The 17,419-nt window shown below is 71.9% G+C and carries 17 protein-coding genes; 9 read left to right on the top strand and 8 right to left on the bottom strand.

The window, feature by feature from the left end:
• Positions 1-142: 142 nt before the first annotated feature.
• From ACFXB5_RS43320 to ACFXB5_RS43310, 3 genes are all read left to right on the top strand, one after another.
• Entirely contained in the window at positions 143-1,138 is a 996-nt protein-coding gene (locus tag ACFXB5_RS43320; protein WP_385219165.1) for an aldo/keto reductase, read from the top strand.
• A 150-nt stretch (positions 1,139-1,288) separates the two neighbouring features.
• Positions 1,289-2,497, top strand: coding sequence for an AAA family ATPase (locus ACFXB5_RS43315; RefSeq protein WP_385219163.1), 1,209 nt, complete (start codon positions 1,289-1,291; stop codon positions 2,495-2,497).
• Positions 2,494-4,131 carry a hypothetical protein gene (locus ACFXB5_RS43310; RefSeq protein WP_385219161.1) on the top strand — a complete coding sequence of 546 codons (1,638 nt, stop codon included), beginning with the start codon at positions 2,494-2,496 and terminating at the stop codon, positions 4,129-4,131. Before ACFXB5_RS43315 ends, ACFXB5_RS43310 begins: the two co-directional genes overlap by 4 nt.
• Positions 4,132-4,199: 68 nt before the next feature.
• Here ACFXB5_RS43310 and ACFXB5_RS43305 read toward each other — a convergent pair whose 3' ends face one another.
• Positions 4,200-4,973: an oxidoreductase gene (locus tag ACFXB5_RS43305; RefSeq protein ID WP_385219160.1), complete on the bottom strand. Its 774-nt coding sequence runs from the start codon at positions 4,971-4,973 to the stop codon at positions 4,200-4,202.
• 94 nt (positions 4,974-5,067) lie between these two features.
• Here ACFXB5_RS43305 and ACFXB5_RS43300 point away from each other — a divergent pair, with 94 nt between their 5' ends.
• Entirely contained in the window at positions 5,068-5,646 is a 579-nt protein-coding gene (locus tag ACFXB5_RS43300) for a TetR/AcrR family transcriptional regulator (RefSeq protein ID WP_385219159.1), read from the top strand.
• A gap of 10 nt (positions 5,647-5,656) precedes the next feature.
• Here ACFXB5_RS43300 and ACFXB5_RS43295 read toward each other — a convergent pair whose 3' ends face one another.
• Complete coding sequence (locus ACFXB5_RS43295; RefSeq protein ID WP_385219157.1) at positions 5,657-6,526, bottom strand: helix-turn-helix domain-containing protein; 870 nt, start codon at positions 6,524-6,526, stop codon at positions 5,657-5,659.
• A 175-nt stretch (positions 6,527-6,701) separates the two neighbouring features.
• Here ACFXB5_RS43295 and ACFXB5_RS43290 point away from each other — a divergent pair, with 175 nt between their 5' ends.
• The 3 genes from ACFXB5_RS43290 to ACFXB5_RS43280 all read left to right on the top strand — a co-directional run bounded on the left by ACFXB5_RS43290 (position 6,702) and on the right by ACFXB5_RS43280 (position 8,802).
• A complete protein-coding gene (locus ACFXB5_RS43290; RefSeq protein ID WP_385219155.1) occupies positions 6,702-7,619 on the top strand; it encodes an alpha/beta hydrolase in 918 nt (305 codons plus the stop codon).
• A 72-nt stretch (positions 7,620-7,691) separates the two neighbouring features.
• Positions 7,692-7,868 (top strand): hypothetical protein, encoded by a 177-nt coding sequence (locus ACFXB5_RS43285; RefSeq protein WP_385219154.1) that lies wholly within the window; start codon positions 7,692-7,694, stop codon positions 7,866-7,868.
• Positions 7,869-7,968: 100 nt separating this feature from the next.
• Positions 7,969-8,802 (top strand): class I SAM-dependent methyltransferase, encoded by an 834-nt coding sequence (locus ACFXB5_RS43280; protein ID WP_385219152.1) that lies wholly within the window; start codon positions 7,969-7,971, stop codon positions 8,800-8,802.
• Positions 8,803-8,821: 19 nt separating this feature from the next.
• On the opposite strand, the gene ACFXB5_RS43275 is transcribed toward ACFXB5_RS43280, so the two are convergent.
• Genes ACFXB5_RS43275 through ACFXB5_RS43250 form a run of 6 tightly spaced genes read right to left on the bottom strand, consistent with a single transcriptional unit; the run spans position 8,822 to position 15,010 of the window.
• Positions 8,822-9,571 carry a DNA alkylation repair protein gene (locus ACFXB5_RS43275; protein ID WP_385219150.1) on the bottom strand — a complete coding sequence of 250 codons (750 nt, stop codon included), beginning with the start codon at positions 9,569-9,571 and terminating at the stop codon, positions 8,822-8,824.
• A 34-nt stretch (positions 9,572-9,605) separates the two neighbouring features.
• Positions 9,606-10,070 (bottom strand): ribose-5-phosphate isomerase, encoded by a 465-nt coding sequence (locus tag ACFXB5_RS43270; protein WP_385219148.1) that lies wholly within the window; start codon positions 10,068-10,070, stop codon positions 9,606-9,608.
• Positions 10,067-11,812, bottom strand: a complete 1,746-nt coding sequence (locus ACFXB5_RS43265; RefSeq protein WP_385219146.1) for a dihydroxyacetone kinase family protein — start codon at positions 11,810-11,812, stop codon at positions 10,067-10,069. The genes ACFXB5_RS43270 and ACFXB5_RS43265 overlap by 4 nt, the downstream gene beginning before the upstream one ends.
• On the bottom strand, positions 11,809-13,269 hold the full coding sequence (locus tag ACFXB5_RS43260; protein ID WP_385219144.1) for an FGGY family carbohydrate kinase: 1,461 nt from the start codon (positions 13,267-13,269) through the stop codon (positions 11,809-11,811). Before ACFXB5_RS43260 ends, ACFXB5_RS43265 begins: the two co-directional genes overlap by 4 nt.
• On the bottom strand, positions 13,266-14,336 hold the full coding sequence (locus tag ACFXB5_RS43255) for a 2-hydroxyacid dehydrogenase (protein ID WP_385219143.1): 1,071 nt from the start codon (positions 14,334-14,336) through the stop codon (positions 13,266-13,268). Before ACFXB5_RS43255 ends, ACFXB5_RS43260 begins: the two co-directional genes overlap by 4 nt.
• A gap of 5 nt (positions 14,337-14,341) precedes the next feature.
• Positions 14,342-15,010 (bottom strand): HAD family hydrolase, encoded by a 669-nt coding sequence (locus ACFXB5_RS43250; protein WP_385219141.1) that lies wholly within the window; start codon positions 15,008-15,010, stop codon positions 14,342-14,344.
• 178 nt (positions 15,011-15,188) lie between these two features.
• On the opposite strand from ACFXB5_RS43250, the gene ACFXB5_RS43245 reads away from it, so the two are divergent.
• Positions 15,189-15,977, top strand: coding sequence for a DeoR/GlpR family DNA-binding transcription regulator (locus tag ACFXB5_RS43245; RefSeq protein WP_385219140.1), 789 nt, complete (start codon positions 15,189-15,191; stop codon positions 15,975-15,977).
• A 104-nt stretch (positions 15,978-16,081) separates the two neighbouring features.
• On the top strand, positions 16,082-17,380 hold the full coding sequence (locus tag ACFXB5_RS43240) for an MFS transporter (RefSeq protein WP_385219138.1): 1,299 nt from the start codon (positions 16,082-16,084) through the stop codon (positions 17,378-17,380).
• Positions 17,381-17,419 lie beyond the last annotated feature (39 nt).

The raw sequence follows: 17,419 nt of genomic DNA, 5'->3' as shown, positions 1-17,419 counted from the left end.
GCACACCCGGGGGGCTTTCAAAAAAAAAATCTCCAAACACAACCGGGCCGGCTCCCCCCCCCCCGGGTTTTGGGGCCGCGCGGGGGCCCCCAACCCCCGGGGCTTGCCTTCGTGTGCGCTTCAACTCCTACCGTTCACCCGCATGGAGACCATGGCGCACAACAGAACGCTGGGCCGCAGCGGCATCGAAGTGAGCCCCCTCGGCTTCGGCTGCTGGGCCATCGGCGGTGAGTGGCAGTCCACCGACGGGCAGCCCCTGGGCTGGGGCAAGGTCGACGATGACGAGTCCGTGCGCGCGATCCGGCGCGCACTCGACCTCGGCGTCACCTTCTTCGACACCGCCGACGCGTACGGCACCGGCCACAGCGAACGCGTGCTCGGCCGCGCCCTCGGCAAACACCGCGACGATGTCGTCGTCGCCACGAAATGGGGCAATGTCTTCGACGAGCGGACCCGGATCCGCGAAGGCCAGGACGACTCCCCGGAGCACGTACGCCGCGCCCTGACCGCCTCACTGCGACGCCTGAACACGGACCACATCGACCTGTACCAGCTCCACATCTCCGACGCCGACCCCGAGCGGGCCGCCCAACTCCGAGACGCCTGCGAGGAGTTGATGCGCGAGGGACTCATCCGCGCGTACGCGTGGAGCACCGATGACCCCGACCGGGCCGCCGTCTTCGCCGAGGGCCCGCACTGCGCGGCCGTCCAGCACCGTCTGAACATCCTCCAGGACGCACCCGAACTCCTCGCGCTCTGCGCGGAGTCGGACCTGGCCAGCATCAACCGCAGCCCCCTCGCCATGGGGCTGCTCGCCGGCAAGCACACCGCCGGGCGCGCCCTGGACGACGGGGACATCCGCAACGCGCCGCCCGCCTGGCTGCCGGGGTTCATCGCGAACGCGGGCGCGGACCCGGTCTGGCTCCGGCGGGTCGAAGCCCTGCGGTCCATCCTCACCAGCGACGGCCGCACCCTCGCGCAGGGCGCCCTCGCCTGGATCTGGGCCCGCAGCCCGCGGACGATCCCGATCCCAGGCTTCCGTACGGTCGCCCAGGCCGAGGAGAACGCGGGCGCGATCGCGAAGGGGCCGCTCACGGCCGGGCAGATGGCCGATGTCGACCGAATCCTGGGGCGGTGAGCGGCGGCGGCCAGCTGGTTGACTGGGCGCCTCGCCGGAGGGGACATCGACGAGACCGGTGCCGCGCATCAACGTCGGCGGGCGTTCGCCTTCGACGCGCTGGCGGGTCGAAGGAACAGGGCGTGGCGGGCTGGGAGTTGAATGTCGGGCATGGACGCACACGACACGCCGGACGCGCAGGACACCGCCAAGAGGCTGCGGGCCATCACCGACGAGCTCTCGGACCGCTTCTACGAGCGCGCCGACGTGGTGCGGACGCTGGTGGTGACGCTGCTGGCCGGGCGGCACTCCTTGGTGCTCGGCCCGCCGGGGACGGCGAAGTCCGAGCTGGCCCGGGAGCTCACGGGCAGGGTCGAGGGCGCGGCGTACTGGGAGATCCTGCTGTCGAAGTTCACCGCGCCCACGCGGATGTTCGGCCCCATCGACGTGGCCGCGCTGGCCCGGGGTGAGTACCGCCAGGTCTACGACGGCCGCGCCACGACCGCGCACATCGCGTTCATCGACGAGATCTTCAAGTGCTCCACGGCGGCGCTCAACGAGACGCTGGGCTATCTCAACGAGCGGATCTACCACCCCGAGAACGGCGGCGAGCCGATCCGCTGCCCGCTGATCGGGGCCATCACGGCGAGCAATGAACTGCCCGGCGGGGAGGACACGGCCGCGATCTACGACCGGCTGCTGGTGCGGATCGAGGTCGGCTACCTGGAAGATCCCTCGAACTTCGCCGCGCTGGTCCGCTCCGCCGTCAGCCGCCCGGCGGCATCGCCACGGACCACGGTCGAGCTGGCCGCGTTGCGGCACGCCGTGGCCGTGGCCGTCCCGGCCGTGGACGTCCCCGACGGGATCGTGGACGCGGTGTGCACGCTGCGGGCCGCCCTGCGCCGCAAGGAGCTCATCGCCTCCGACCGCCGCTGGCGGCAGGCGGTGGGCCTGCTCCAGGCGTCCGCGTACCTCGACGGCCGCCCGACGGTCGGCGAGACCGACCTGTCGGTGCTGACGCATGTGCTGTGGGACTCCCCCGCCGAACGCCCGACCGTCGAGCGCGAGGTGCTGCACCTGGTCAACCCCGACGCCAAGGAGGCCCTCGACCTGGCCGACGCCCTCGATGAGCTGGAGGCCCAGCTCGACGCCATGGCCGGGCAGTCCCGCGAGGCGCTGAGCGAGTGGGTCATCAGACAGGCCCACAACAAGCTCGCCATGGCGGGGAAGCGGCTGGAGAGGCTGCGCGCGGACGCGGTGCGCGCCGGTCGCTCCACCGCCGCCATCGACCGGGTCACCGGCCGCCAGCGCGCCGTCCGGGCCCGCGTGCTCACCGAGGCCCTCGGCGTGGACGCGAGCATGGTGCAGGCCCAGCTGTGAGCAAGCGCGACGAGCCCGCGCTCGACGAGCCGGCGAGCCGGGCCGGAGCGTGGCCGGACCGGTCCGCCGCCGCTCCCGTACGGCACACCGCGGCCGTGGTCGCGGACCGGTTCGACCGGTTCACCTGGCGCGACACCTACGAGCAGTCGGCCGGGCTGCGCGAGGTGGCCGAGGAGCTCAACGAGCGCCACGACCACGCCACCGATCTCCTCACCGATGTGTTCCTGGCCGCCTACAAGGTCAGGCCGCGGTTGCGCGAGCGCGCCGAGATGAGCCCCTCCCGGTTGGTCAACCACCAGGTCATCACCGCACTCGTGGAGTCACCGGAATTCGCCGAGCTGCGCCGGGAAACGGCCGGCGACCCGTACGCCGCCGCCATGGCCGTGCTCGCCCAGGCCGCCGCGGTGCGCGGGATGCTGGAACGATCCCGGGAGGCCCAGGAGCGGGCCGAGCGGGCGGGCAGGGCCCGGCAGGACGCCGACGGCGTGGCAACCGCCGTGGCCGAGGCCCTCCAGCGGAGCGCCGCCGAAGCCGACGAGGACGGTACCGTGCCAACCCCGGCCGCCGACGGCGTACGCCAGGCGATCGACGCCGCGGAGGCCGCCGATGCCGCCGAGGCCGCCGCGCGGCGAGCCGCCCAGCACGCCACGCGGGCCCTCGCGGCGGCGGCCCCCGGCATCCGCGCCGCCGCGCGGAACGCGGCGGGCAAGGCCGCCGAGGCCGTACGGGGGGAGGCCACGCTGATGCGCGCATGGGGCGTTGCCCCCGGCGAGCTGGAGCGGATGCCGTTCGACGAGCGAGCCCGGCTCGCCGAGCGGCTGCGCACCGGCCGCCTCGCCCAGTGGGCCGAACTGATCGGCCGCTTCCGGCAGATGGCCGACGGTGAGCGCGCCCGCAAGATGGAGAACAGCACCGGGGAGCTGGTCGGCGTCACGCTCGGCGACGACCTCTCCCGTGTCATCCCCTCCGAGCTGGCGGGCCTCGGCCTGCCCGAGCTGCGTGCGGTGTTCGCCGCGCGCTACGCCGCCGGAGAGCTGATGCTCTATGACGCTCAGGGAGAGCGGCCCACCGGCCAGGGCGCCATCGTCGCGTGCGTGGACACCTCGCACTCCATGTACGCGGCGGGGCCCGGCGGCGTCACCCGGGAGGCGTGGTCCAAGGCGTGCGCCCTGGCCCTGCTGGACCAGGCCCGCCACGCGGGGCGTGACTTCGTCGGCATCCTGTTCTCCGCCGCCGACAAGCTCCAGGTCTTCCGCTTCCCGGCCGGCGGGCCGCGGCCCGCCGGTATCGACCCGGTCCTCGACTTCGCGGAGACCTTCCTCGGCGGCGGCACCAGCTACCAGGCGCCGCTGACGGCGGCCGCCGGACTGCTGGAGGAGGAGTTCGGCGACGCCGCACGCGCACGCGGCGACATCGTGATGATCACCGACGACGAATGCGGTGTCACCGAGGAGTGGACGCGCGGCTGGAAGGACGCCAAACACCGGTTGGGCTTCCGGGTCTTCGGCGTGGCCATCGGCGCCCCGCGCGCCGCCGAGACCGGCTCGGTCCTGGAGGCCCTGTGCGACAACCTCCGCTCCATCGAGGACCTCACCGATGTCCACGCGGCCGCCGACCTCTTCCGCGTGATCTGACCGCGCCCACCGGCGGTTCACCAGGCTGGTGGCTGTCTCTCCTCGTTCCGTGTGGGTCGGGTCGCGGCTCAGACCACGGGGATGATGCCACCGTCGACCCGGAACTCGGCCCCGGTGAGCCACTTGCCGCGGTCGGAGGCGAGGAACGCGATCATCTCCGCGACGTCCTCGGGTTCACCTGGACGCCCCATCGGCACCTTCAGGTGGTCCACGATCTGCTGCTTCACCTCGTCGAAGGAGACCCCTTGGCCGTCGGCCAGCTGCTGGAGATGGCCGACCGCGCCCTCCGTGGCGACGAAGCCGGGCAGCACGCACACCACGCGGACGCCGTGCTCCCCCACCTCTGTCGCCAGTTCGCGGCTGTACGCGTTGAGCGCTGCCTTCGCCGCGGCGTACGACGCCTCGGCACGCTGGGGGAGCCGGCTGGCGATCGAGGAGATGTGCACCACGACGCCGGAGCCGCGCTCGATCATCCCGGGCACCAGGGCCCGGTCGATCCGGACGGCGCTGAGCAGGTTCATCTCCAGGTCGGCGAGCCAGGACGCGTCGGACCGCTTCAGGGTCGGCATCGGGGCGGTCGCGGCCCCCGCGTTGTTGACCAGGACGTCGATGCCTCCGACGCTGTCCAGCACCCGTCGGCCGAGGTCCGCCACCCCCTCCTCGGACCGCAGGTCCACGGGGAAGAAGGTGGCCGGCAGGTCTTCCGGGGGCGCGGTGCGCGAGGCCGTCAGTACGGTCGCGCCGGCCGCGGCGAAGCGTCGGGACGTCGCCTCTCCCAGTCCACGGCTGCCACCGGTGACCAGCACCCGCAGGCCGCTGAGCCCCTCATCCACGATCGCCATGCGCGTACTCCCTCAGTAAGGTGAACCGGACTCCGGAAACCGGCTCCGGAAACTGTACACATAACCGGAGTCCGACTCACCTTATGGAGGACTGTTGCCGTCATCACGTCCGATGCGCGCCGATGCCCGCCGTAACCGCGAAGCGCTCCTGACCGCGGCGCGCGAGGCCTTCCTGACCGGCGACGCCGACGCCCACGTGGAGGAGATCGCCCGGCGAGCCGGGGTGGCGGTCGGTACGCTCTACCGCCACTTCGAGACGCGTGAAGCGCTCGTCGCGGAGGTGTACCGCCAGGAGGTCGCCGAGCTCTGCGCGGCCCCCGCCCGGCTGCTCGCGGATCACGCCCCGGACGAGGCTCTGCGCCGTTTCCTGCTGCTGCTCGTGGAGCACTCGGCCGTGGGCAAGGGCATGGCCGAGGCGCTGGAGAGCATCATGGCCACGGGCTCCCCCATCTTCGACGACACGCGCGCCGAGATGGCTCGTGCCCTTGATGAGCTGCTCGCCGCGGGGGTTGCCGCCGGTGTCATCCGCCCCGGCATCAGCGGCCGCGTCCTTCTGCGCGCGCTCGGCGGCATCTGCGGAATGCGCGCCAACAAGGGATGGGAGGACGATGCGGTACGCATCACCGCGATCTTCTACGACGGGCTGCGCTACGGCGCGACGGGCCACGGCTGAACGGCCCGCGTCAGCCGTCCGCCACGGGGTGGCCGACGGATCGCGCGGCCCATGAAGCGAGGATGCGCAGCCGCTCGTGGCTGGGTGTGCCGGGCTCGGCGGTCAGCGTGATCAGCTGCTGGTCGGGGTCGTCGGTGCAGGTGAGGAAGGACCAGTCGAGGGTGAGCTCGCCGACGACCGGATGGTGCAGGACCTTCGTGCCCGTGCCCTGGACGGCGACGCGATGGGCGCCCCACCACCGCCGGAAGTCGGGGTCCTGAAGCGACAGCTCGCCCACCAGTTTGGCCAGCCGTGGATCGTTCGGGTCCCGGGCGGCCTCCATGCGCAGCTGCGCCAGGCTGGTCTGCGCCACCCAGTCCCAGTCCGGGTACAGCGCCCTGATGGCCGGTTCGCGGAAGACCAGCCGTACGAAGTTGCGCTTCTCCTCCGGGATGCGCGCGAAGTCGGTGAACAGGGCGGCGGCCATGGGGTTCCAGGCGAGGATGTCCGTGCGCCGGCCCAGGACGACGGCCGGTGTGGTGGCGAGGTCGTCCAGCAGCCGCCGCAGCTGTGGGTGGACCTTCTGTGTGGTGCGCCGCCGGGGCCGGGCGGCATCCCGGCCGGACAGTTCGAACAGGTAGGCACGCTCGCCGTCGTCGAGCCGGAGAACGCGCGCAAGGGTGTCCAGCACCGGTTCGGAAGCCTGGCGGCGGCCCTGTTCCAGGCGCGTGTAGTAGTCGGGGCTGATCGACGCCAGCAAGGCCACTTCCTCCCGGCGCAACCCCTTGACCCTGCGCCTGCCCGCCGAATCGGGCAGCCCGACCTGGGCCGGGCTCAGCTCCCTGCGCCGCGCCTTGAGGAAGGCGCCCAGTTCGCTGTGGTGCGCGTTGCCGCTGCTCATAGCCACAAGTCTGACAAACAACGAGGCCCGTGACAGGGGGCCTGGCCTGTCCCAGGACAGCGCTGTCCGGGGACACAAGCCGCCCCTTACCCGCCCGCGTACCGCGTGCGAGTGTCCGGTGACATGACCGGCGGACGGCCCGCCCCACTCACCCGCGCCCAGGAGCCACAGAACCGTGAAGACCAACGTCACCTTCCCCAGCAACCATCTCGCCATCGCCGGGATTCTCTTCACCCCCGACGACCACACCGGCGGCCGGCGGCCGGCCGTTGTCATCTCGCACCCGGGAGGCGGTGTGAAGGAGCAGAGTCCGAGCATCTACGCCGAGCGTCTGGCCGGCGCCGGGTTCGCCGCGCTCGTCTTCGACGCCGCCCACCAGGGCGAGAGCGAGGGCGAGCCGCGAGGTCTGGAGAACCCCTTCCAGCGAGCCGAGGACATCAAGTCCGCCGTGACCTATCTGACCACTCGTGACGACATCGCCCCGGACCGTATCGGGGCTCTGGGCATCTGCGCGTCCGGCGGTTACGTTCCCTACGCCGCGCAGACCGACCACCGCATCAAGAGCGTCGCCACGGTCAGCGCCGCGGACCTCGGGTCGGTGTTCCGCGAGGGACTGGGCCGCGCACAGGACCCGGCGGTCCTCCAGGCCATGCTCGACCAGGCCGGCGCACTGCGCACCGCGGAGGCGCGCGGCGCGGCCCCGCGGATGGAGGCATGGATTCCCGACAACGCCGAGGAACTGCTGGAGACCGCCACCCGGCAGTTCCGGGAGACGTACGAGTTCTACCGCACCCCGCGCGGCCACCACCCCCGCGCGAACCAGGGATGGGTGCTGCGCGGTATCGATCTGATCGCCCAGTACGACTCGTACGCGTTGATCCGGCTCATCTCGCCCCGCCCCCTGCTGATGATCGCCGGTTCGGAGGCGGAGACCGCCTACTTCAGCCGGGAGGCGATCGAGAAGGCGGCCGAGCCCAAGGAACTGCTCATCATCGACGGCGCCACCCACATCGATCTGTACGACAGGGACGAATACGTCACCCTCGCCGTGGACAGGCTCACCGAGTTCTTCGGCAGGTACCTGGCCGGCTGACCGCCCACCACCCCCGCCCGCCTCGCCGCCGCGGCCACGCCGGCACTCGCCACGTTCTGCTCCCTCGGCGCCATGCCGTCGGCCGCCGCCGACAGCGACGCCGACAACAGCCACAACATGAGCGGTTACGCCAAGACGGTCGGTATCGACGCGCCCACGTCCGACATCTTCGACTGCGCCGGGGTGCTGGCCAACGAGGCGGGGAAGTGCTCAGTGGCTCGAGGTAGCCGTCGGCTGGTGACCCGCTGACCCGTCCCACCCGCCCGGTGGCCGTCGGCCACCCGGCCGGCGGGCACCGCCGGTTTAACCAGTGGCGTCTCCGTGGATGAGCCCCATAGCTTGTGCGCTCGTGACTGGTGATCCGGAGAAGCGCGCGAATCGACGTGACCTCGGTCGGGTGTTCAACGAGGTGGCCGAGGGCTACGACCGGGTCCGGCCGGGGTACCCCGACGAGCTGTTCGCGGATCTTGTCGCCATCACCGGCATGGACGAGCGGTCGTCGGTGCTGGAGGTGGGCTGCGGTACCGGTCAGGCGACGCGCTCGCTGGCAGCGCTCGGATGCTCGGTGACCGCCGTCGAACCGGGCCGGGAAATGGCCGCACTCGCGCGCCAACGGCTCGCCACCCTCCCCAACGTCGAAGTCGAGACATCGACATTTGAGGAGTGGGACGACAGCGGCGTACGCTTCGATGCCCTCGTGGCCGCGTCCTCCTGGCACTGGGTCGACCCGTCGATCGGCTGGCGGCGAGCGCACGACGTACTCCGCCCCGGAGGCCGGCTGGCGCTGCTCGGCAACGTCGTTGTCCGCAGGCCGGGAGAGCCGGAGGTGTACGCCGAGACCGCCGATCTCCACGAGCGGTTCTGCCCCGGGAACCCCGGCTGGGGCCATCCGCCGCTCGAGGACGACGTACGCGGCACCGACGAGGGCTGGGGGCCGGTCGACGACCCCGGCGGCCTGTTCGGCCCACCGATCGTGCGCTGGTACCCGGCCGTTCAGTGGTTCAACGGGGAGGGCTTCGCCGATCACCTTCGCTCGACGTCGCTCTACCGGAGACTCGACCACGACGTCCGCGAGCCCCTGCTCGACGCCATCGCCGAGCGCATCCTTACCCGGATGGGTGACCGGGCGTCACGCCGCTATCTGAGTGTCCTCCGGGTCGGACAGCGCAGAGAGGTTCCGTGAGCTCATCGGGCCGAGCCTCCTACCCCAGCGCCATCAGGGAAGTGCGCGTCTCCTTGTCCATCTTCTCGATCGCGTACCGGAATGTGTCGCGGCTCATCTCGGTGTGCCATGTGCGCAGGAACTCGGCCACCTCATCCGGATGGACCTCGGCGGTGACCTTGAGCAGCCACCCACAGCCCTTCCGCACATACACATCGTCGTCGTGCATCAGCCGGGTGCAGTTGTCGAAGACGTGGGACAGCGGCAGTTCGAACACCGCCCGCCCCACCTTGCGCCGAACGAACTTCACGACGGCCACATTCGCGGCGCGCCTCGCCCAGCCGGACCGGGATTCGACCCAGGCTCGCGTCCGCGGGATCTGATCGAGGTGTCCGCGGAAGAACGGGTACAGCAACTTCAGGCACAGGTCGTCGCACTGCGCCCAGTTCGACACATACGATCCGAGCCAGTGCTCACAGCGGCCGAGCAGTTCGGGGCCCAGCCCGACCCTCGCGACCTTGTGCAGGACCGCGAATCCCAACAGGACCTCTTCGTGGTAGGTGGCGCGCGACAGGACTTCTTCCGCGAGAGCCAGCCTGGTCGCCGCGGGGACGTCCGGCCGCTCGCGGAAGTAGTCGTTCGCTATCTCCACGGCGGAGGCATTGCTCACCCCGAGCGCGCGGATCCTCCGCGGAAAGTAGCGCTGCATTCGGACCGCGAAGTCCGTGTCGGCCCTCGCCGCGAGGGATCCCAGAAGGTCGTCGGCCGCCGCCGCCACGTCCATTGCCATGCTCCCAGTGTGCGGGAGACCGGGTTGGCGACGATCAGCCCTCGTAGCTCCGGATGGCGGCGACCTTCTCCGCCGACGGGGAGGTCTCGTCGAAGCTCTGCGCGAGCCAGTCGTCGGTGAGCGCACGGGCGAGCTCCAGGCCGATGACGCGCTGGCCGAAGCAGAGCACCTGGGCGTTGTTGCTGAGGACCGAGCGGCGCACGGAGTAGCTGTCGTGGGCGGTGACCGCGCGGATGCCGGGGACCTTGTTGGCGCTGATGGCCACACCCAGGCCGGTGCCGCACACCAACAGGGCGCGGTCGGCGGTGCCTTCGGCCACCCGGCGGGCCGCTTCCACCGCGACATGCGGGTAGGCGGTGTGCTCATCGCTGCCCACGCCGACATCGATGACCTCGGCGACCCGGGGGTCGTCCAGCAGGTCCCGCTTGAGGACTTCCTTGTAGTCGTAACCGGCGTCGTCGCAGCCGACGACGATCCGGAAGGCATGCGCGGTGGTCATACGGGATCGCTTCCTGTCGTCGCGCGGAGAGTGGCCACCGCGGTCAGCACCGCGGCGAGTGAGGTGGCTCCGGGGTCGGGGGTGCCCACGCTGCGGTCGGCGAGGGGGCGGGCGCGGCCCAGGCGGGGGCGCAGCCCGGCGGTGTTCTCGGCGGCCGTACGGGCTTCGGCCACGGCGGACGCGTACGCCTCGGACGCCGGGGCTCCGCTCCGCAGCCCCGTCGCGAAGGCGGTGGCGAACGGTGTGAGGGCGTCGACCAGGGTTTTGTCGCCCACCTCGGCCCCGCCGAGCGAGGTGACGGCGGTGAGCGCTTCCGCGGCGGCGGACGCCAACTCCTCGCGCCCCGGCGCCCGGTCGGCGGGCAGCGCGGCGCCGATGGCGCGCAGCCCCACCCCCCACAGCGCCCCCGAGGTGCCCCCGGCCTCCGCCGCCCAGGCATCACCCGCGGCGGCCAGCAGCGCCGCCGGGGCGAGCCGGTCGGTGTACGCCCTTTCGGCGGCCGCGAGTGCCGCGTCGACGCCCTTGCACATGCCACGGCCGTGGTCGCCGTCGCCCGCCACCGCGTCCAGCCGGCCCAGGTCCTCCGCGTCCCGGTGCAGAACGTCGCGAGCGGCGCGCAGGGCGTGGACGGCCAGTTCGGCGACCTCGACCGCCGCGCCGGACGCCGTGGCGGCGGACCGCTCCGGGCGGCGCGGGGCCGCGGCGGGCCGTACGGCGGTGTCGTCCAGCGGGGGTTCCGGCGGTGCCGTACGGGAGAAGGCCGGGGTGTCGGCCGAGGCGAGCCACAGCCGTTCCAGCTCCTCGTCCAGCCAGCTCAGGGTCAGCGAGCAGCCGGCCATGTCGAGACTGGTGACGAGTTCGCCGACCTCGGGGCGTACGGGCGTGAGCCCCGCCTCGTCCAGCTGACGGGCCACGGCACCCCACAGCACGTACAGCTCCTCGTACTTCGTGGCGCCGAGACCGTTGAGGACGACCGCGACCCGCCCGTCGTCGCCCACCCCGGCGGGCCGGTCCGCGAGCAGCCCCGTCACCAGGGCGCGGGCCAGGTCCTCCGCGGTGCCCAGGGTGTCCTCGCTGACCCCCGGTTCGCCGTGGATGCCGAGACCGAGGCCCAACCGGCCCTCGGGAACGGTGAACAGGGGCGCTTCGGCGCCCGGCAGGGTGCAGCCGTCGAAGGCCACTCCGAGCGTGCGGGTACGGGCGTTGGTGTGCTCGGCGACGCGGATGACCTCCTCCAGGGAGGCGCCTTCCTCGGCCGCCGCCGACGCGGTCTTGAAGACGACGAAGCCACCCGCGATGCCACGCCGCCGCGCCGTCTGGTCGGCGGGGGCGGAGGCGATGTCATCGGTGACGGCGAAGCAGCGGGCGGCGATTCCGTCACCCTCCAACTGCCGTGCCGCGAGGCCGAAGTTCATCACGTCCCCCGCGTAGTTGCCGAAGAGGAAGAGGACACCGCCGCCCGCCTCCGCCGCCTCGGCGACCGAGCGGGCGCGGGCGGCCGACGGAGAGGTGAAGACATCGCCGATGACCGAGCCGTCGGCGAATCCGGGGCCGACGACACCGCAGAAGGCGGGGTAGTGGCCGGAGCCGCCGCCGGTGAGCACGGCCACCTTGCCCGCGCGGGCGGGCCGGGCGCGCACCACACCGCCGGGCACGGCCCGTACGTGCCCGGAATGGGCGGCGGCGAAGCCCGTGATCATGTCGTCGGTGAACCGGGCGGGGTCGTTGAAGAGCCTGGTCATCGTGTGCTCCAGCCTTCGCGTGCGATGTCGAGGGCCTGGCGGTAGGCGGCATAGCCCTCGGCGTAGTGGTCGATCAGCCCGCGCTCGGCGGTGACGGTACGGAGTTGGGCGCGCCAGGCGCCGGGGTCGACCGGCGTGCCCAGGGAGCGCCAGGCGACATGGGCCGCGCCGCGGATGCCGACAGCGTCGTCGCAGACCTCCAGGTCGCCGCCGAGGACACCGGCGAAGACGCGCGCCCACTCCCCGGAGCGCGCGCCACCGCCGCAGGCGGTGACGGTGCGGGTGACGCCGAGGGTTTCCATGCAGTGCCGCGCCGAGTAGGCGACGGCCTCGCACAACGCCCGTACCAGGTCGGCGCGGCCGGCCAGCGGGGAGAGGCCGTCCAACCGGCCACGGGCCCGCGGGTCGACGAAGGGCGCCCGCTCGCCGCTGGTGGACAGGAACGGCAGCGCGGTGACGCCCGCGGCGCCGGGCGGGGACTGGACGAGCAGCGCGTCCAGCGCCTCGATCTTCACATCGAGCAGCTTCAGCAGCCAGTCCAGGCCCGCGGTGCCGATCATGGCGGGCATGACCCGCAGGAACCGGCCCTCGTACGGGGTGGCCAGCACCATCCCGGCCGGATCCTCGGCGAGGGCCGGGCGCGGCTCGGCGTCCAGGACCTGGGCGGCGAGGGTGGTGCCGATGATGAGGTTGCCCTCCCCCGGTTCGGCGACTCCCGAACCGAAGGCGCAGGCCGGGATGTCGAACGGGCCGCCGGAGACCGGCAGCCCCGGGGGCAGGCCCAGGCGTCTCGCGGCCTCGGGCAGCAGCCGGTGCAGGGTGCCGGGCGGCGCCGGGTCGGGCAGCAGCCGGCGGTGCGCGGACAGCCCGCACAGTTCGAACGCGGTCTCGTCGTACGTACGGGTGGCCACGTCGAGGAACGGCTGCGAGGCGTCGGAGACGTCGACGGTCACGGCGCCGGTCAGCCGTTGTACGACGGCGTCCACGCAGTACCCGGCGACCTCGGCCGCCTCCAGCCGCTCCGGCTCGTGCTCGGCCAGATGTGCCAGCAGGGGTGCCGCGGAGCCCGGGAAGAGGCCGACGCCGGTGCGCCGGTGCAGGGCGTGCAGGGTGCCGTCGGCGGTCCACCGGTCGAGCCGGTCGGCGGCCCGGCCGTCCATCCAGGACAGCGCGCGGCCGACCGGGGCGCCCGAGGCGTCGCGCAGCCACAGGCCGTCGCCCTGCCCGGTGAGGGCCAGGGCCTCGACCGGTTCGTCGCCCAGCTGCGCGGCGTCGGCGAGCGCCGCCCGTACGACGGTCTCCACGGTGCCCACGACATCGTCCGGGTCCTGCTCGACGCGGTGTCCGGGCAGGGTGTAGACGGTGCTGCGGGCCTCGTGCGCGGGGGTGGTCCGGCCGTCGCGGGAGATCAGCTGGGCCTTGGTGACCGAGGTGCCGATGTCAACTCCGACGATCATGGCCGGCTCCCGGTCAGCACCTCCGGATTGGCCACGTGCCGCAGCGGTTCGCCGCGCAGGAAACGGGCGGCCTCACCGGCGGTGATCAGGGCGGCCCGGTCGGCGGTCCGCCGGGTGGCGCCCGCCAGGTGGGGTGTGGTGATGACGTTGGGGGCCTTGTGCAGCGGCCAGTCGGCCGGGGGCGGCTCGATGTCGTAGACGTCGAGGGCGAGCGCGCCGAGCCGACCGGACTCCAGCAGGCCGGGCAGCGGCGCGTAGTCGAGCAGCTCACCGCGGGCCGAGTTGACGAGGACGGCGCCCTCGGGCAGCAGCGCGAGGTTGTCGGCGTTCAGCAGATGCCGGGTCTCGGGGGTGACCCGGGCGTGCAGGCTCACCACGGAGCTGCGCCGCAGCAGGTCCTCCAGGGCGGTGAGCTCGACACCGTCGGTGTGTGCCCGTGCCGGGTCCGCGTACGGGTCGGAGACGACGACGTGTGCGCCGAAGGCACGCAGCACCCGGGCCACGATCGAGCCGATGGCCCCGTACCCGACGAGGCCGACGGTGGCGCCGTCGAGCTCGAGACCCGCGTTCTCGTAGGCGTAGTAGTCACCACGCCAGGTGCCCTCCTTGAGGGCCGCGTCGGCGTGGGTGATGCGGCGCATGGCGGCGAGGATCAGGCCGACGGCGAATTCGGCGGCCGCGGCGGCGTTGCGGCCCGGTGTGAAGGTGACGGGGATCCCGGCGGCGGTGGCCGCGGCCAGGTCCACGTTGACCGGGCCGCCGCGGGCCACGCCGATGAACTTCAGGCCGGGCGACTCGCGGATGACACGGGCGGTGAAGGGCGCCATCTGGGTGAGGGCGACACTCGCGTCGCCGAGCGCCTCCAGGACCTGCTCCTCGGTGCCGCTGGCCTCCTTGACCCCGCCGTTCCCCTGCCCGTCGGCCCCCACCGGCCCGAAGGGTTCGTTCGGCCAGCGGGTGCGCAGCGTGCGGAAGCTCAGCCCGGCGGAGGGCAGGCCCTCGCTCAGGGCGGCGGAGAAGAGGCCGGGCGCGATGAAGTCGTCACCGGCTACCAGGACCGTGGTCATGTCGGTCACTCCCCTCGGGTCTCGAGCCTGCTGAGCAGGAAGTCACGTACGGCATGGTGGTCCGAAGAACGGTAAGCGGCGGAAGCCAGGGCGTCCTCGGCGGGTGGGTACTGCGGATTGGGAATGGCCACGACGGTCATCCCGGCGGCCGCGGCGGCGCGCAGCCCGTTGCTGGAGTCCTCCACCGCCAGACAGCGCTCCGGGGCCACGCCGAGGGCGCGCGCGGCGGCCAGATAGACGTCCGGGCTCGGCTTTCCGCGCTCCACCTCGGCGCTGGAGACGGTCGCCTTGAAGTGGTGGTCCACGCCGTGGTGGACGAGTACGGCGTCGATGACCCGGCGCGGTGCGGAGGAGGCGAGCGCCACGGGGGCGAGCTCGGCGGTGGCGGTGATCATTTCACTGGCTCCGGGCAGCAGGCCGATGCGGCCGTCGGCCAGGGCCTGGACCATGCCGTCGACGACGGCCCGCTCGGTGCTCGCGGCGGCGTCACCCGCCCCGCAGAACCGGGTGAGGTAGGCGGCCCATTCGGGGGCGCTCATCCCCTGGACGTCGCGCGTCTGCTCCGGGCCCCATGTGCGGCCGCGTGCGGCGGCGTAGGCGGCCCACAGCTCCTCCCACAGATGCTCGCTCTCCACGAGCACGCCGTCCATGTCGAAGACCACTGCGTCGGCCATGCGTACCCCTGATCTCCCGGCTGATGATGTCTGGCTGGCGGGGCACGGGGATGTCCGTGCGCCCGGCGGTGTCCGCCAGGTGGTGGCACCCGGCGTGGTCCGTCACAGCGAAATTAACAGTCACAGCGTGAGTTGTCACTGGTTCTATGTGAGAAATAAACACGGCAGGATGGAGGGCATGACTACTCCCCCGTCGTCGCGCGGTGCGCGGCAACAGCGGCAGCAAGTGATCGTCGACCACGTTCTGGCCCAGGGGGACGCCACCGTGTCCGAACTGGTCGAGCTGACCGGCGTCAGCCTGATGACGGTCCACCGGGACATCGCCGAGCTGGCGGACCGCGGCATCCTGCGCAAGTACCACGGCGGCGTCTCCGCGCAGCCCTCGATGGTCTTCGAGTCCAGTTCGGACTTCCGGCTGCATTCGCACGCCGAGGAGAAGCGGGCGCTGGCCCGCGCCGCCCTGCGGTTCGTGGCCCCGGGGATGTCGGTGATGCTGGACGACTCGACCTCGGCACTGGCCCTGGCGCGGCTGTTGCCCGAAGTGGGACCGCTCACCGTGGTGACCAACTACCGCCTGATCACCGAGGAGCTGAGGAGCGCCGAGGGCATCCGGCTGATCTGTGTGGGCGGCGAGTACTCGCGCACCCATGACTCATGGATCGGCCTGCCGGCGATGGACATGATCAGCGGCGTCTCCGTCGATCTGAGCGTGCTCTCCACCTCGGCGATCACCGCGGGCATGACGTTCCACCAGGAGCAGGAGATCGTCAGCATCAAGCGGGCGACCCGGCAGGCGGGCGCGACGAGCGTGCTGCTCATGGACCACAGCAAGGTGGGCCGTCGCGCACTGCACCGGCTGGAGAGCGTGGACTCCTTCGACCATGTTCTGCTCACCGGCCCGGTGGACGGGGAGCTGCTCCGGGAGATGCGGGAGCTGACGGATGTGAGAGTCGTCGAGACCGACTAGTTACCATCGATTCTCGTTATCCTTACCAGACCTCTTGATATTTCTCTCGGCTCGCTTGAGTATCTGCGGTCGTACTCCGTCATCCCCGCAGAGTGGAGAAAGCGATGCCGAAACCCTTGGTCCTGGGCTATCTGGGCGTACTCCTGTTCATGATCGGCGACGGTGTCGAATCCGGCTTCATCGCTCCGTACATGGCCGATCACGGCGCGGCGACGGACGTACGGGCCGGGTACGTCATCACGGTCTACGGCATCGCCGTCATGCTGGCGTCGTGGTTCTCCGGCGCGCTCTGCCAGGTGTGGGGGCCGCGCCGGGTGATGTGGACGGGCCTGGCGATCTGGGCCGTCTTCGACGCCGCGTATCTGCTCTTCGCGCTGGGCACCGAGAACTACCCGCTGATGCTGATCTTCTACGGCATCCGGGGCTTCGGCTATCCGCTCTTCGCGTTCGGCTTCCTCGTATGGATCACCAATACGGCACCGAAGGCCCGGCTGGGCACCGCGGTGGGCTGGTTCTACTTCGCCTTCACGGGCGGCCTGCCCACCCTCGGCTCGCTGTGGTCGAGCCTGACCATCCCCTCGTTCGGCCGCATGGGCACACTGTGGTCGGCACTCGTCCTCATCCTCATCGGCGGCGCCATCGCCCTGGTCGGCGCCCGGCGGAGGCCCGGCGGTGACCGGATGGCACCCCCGGAGGTCACCACCGGCGAGAGCCTGCTCAACTCCGTCTCCATCATCTGGACCCATCCGCGCGTGCTGGTGGGCTGCCTGGTCCGGATCATCAACACGGCCCCGGAGTTCGGCATGCTGGTGTACCTGCCGCGGATCTTCTCCGACGACGTCGGCTTCGGCGAGGACAAGTGGCTCCAGCTGCTGGCGATCATCTACGGCACGAACATCTTCTTCAACCTCATCTTCGGCGTCCTCTCCGACCGCATCGGCTGGCGCACGACCATCGCGGGCTTCGGCGCGCTGGGCTGTGCGATCAGCGTCACGACGCTGTACTTCGTACCGACCTGGCTCGGCCCGGACTACTACTGGGTCGCGGTGCTCGCGGGCATGTTCTACGGCGCGACCCTCGCGGGATTCGTGCCCATCTCGGCGCTCATCCCGTCGATGGCGCCCGAGAACAAGGGCGGTTCGATGGCCCTGCTCAACCTGGGCGCGGGCGGCGCGGCCTTCGTCGGCCCGGCCGTCGCCAGCCTCTTCCTCCCCCTCGTCGGCGCCGGCGGAGTCACGCTGATCTTCCTCGCCCTCTACCTGGTCGCACTCGTCCTGACACTGACGCTGAAGCTCCCCGAGGAACGCGACGGCGAGCCGTCGGCCCCGAGCCCGACGGACGACGGCCAGAAGCCCCGCACCGACACGGCCTCGACCACCTCCTCGCCCGCCACATCCGCCTGAGCCTCGGTGTGCGGGGCCCGCGCCGGCAGCCCGAACCAC

The organism is Streptomyces sp. NPDC059455 (genome assembly GCF_042750115.1).
GTDB lineage: Bacteria > Actinomycetota > Actinomycetes > Streptomycetales > Streptomycetaceae > Streptomyces > Streptomyces endocoffeicus.
Note: the sequence above shows the minus strand (reverse complement) of the source record. Positions and strands in the feature narration are given on the sequence as shown.

Excerpts from the sequence above, each read along its gene's own strand:
- ACFXB5_RS43320 (WP_385219165.1), top strand. The coding sequence starts at position 143 with ATGGAGACCATGGCGCACAACAGAACGCTGGGCCGCAGCGGCATCGAA.
- ACFXB5_RS43315 (WP_385219163.1), top strand. The coding sequence starts at position 1,289 with ATGGACGCACACGACACGCCGGACGCGCAGGACACCGCCAAGAGGCTG.
- ACFXB5_RS43305 (WP_385219160.1), bottom strand. The coding sequence starts at position 4,973 with ATGGCGATCGTGGATGAGGGGCTCAGCGGCCTGCGGGTGCTGGTCACC.
- ACFXB5_RS43295 (WP_385219157.1), bottom strand. The coding sequence starts at position 6,526 with ATGAGCAGCGGCAACGCGCACCACAGCGAACTGGGCGCCTTCCTCAAG.
- ACFXB5_RS43285 (WP_385219154.1), top strand. The coding sequence starts at position 7,692 with ATGCCGTCGGCCGCCGCCGACAGCGACGCCGACAACAGCCACAACATG.
- ACFXB5_RS43275 (WP_385219150.1), bottom strand. The coding sequence starts at position 9,571 with ATGGCAATGGACGTGGCGGCGGCGGCCGACGACCTTCTGGGATCCCTC.
- ACFXB5_RS43270 (WP_385219148.1), bottom strand. The coding sequence starts at position 10,070 with ATGACCACCGCGCATGCCTTCCGGATCGTCGTCGGCTGCGACGACGCC.
- ACFXB5_RS43265 (WP_385219146.1), bottom strand. The coding sequence starts at position 11,812 with ATGACCAGGCTCTTCAACGACCCCGCCCGGTTCACCGACGACATGATC.
- ACFXB5_RS43260 (WP_385219144.1), bottom strand. The coding sequence starts at position 13,269 with ATGATCGTCGGAGTTGACATCGGCACCTCGGTCACCAAGGCCCAGCTG.
- ACFXB5_RS43255 (WP_385219143.1), bottom strand. The coding sequence starts at position 14,336 with ATGACCACGGTCCTGGTAGCCGGTGACGACTTCATCGCGCCCGGCCTC.
- ACFXB5_RS43250 (WP_385219141.1), bottom strand. The coding sequence starts at position 15,010 with ATGGCCGACGCAGTGGTCTTCGACATGGACGGCGTGCTCGTGGAGAGC.
- ACFXB5_RS43245 (WP_385219140.1), top strand. The coding sequence starts at position 15,189 with ATGACTACTCCCCCGTCGTCGCGCGGTGCGCGGCAACAGCGGCAGCAA.
- ACFXB5_RS43240 (WP_385219138.1), top strand. The coding sequence starts at position 16,082 with ATGCCGAAACCCTTGGTCCTGGGCTATCTGGGCGTACTCCTGTTCATG.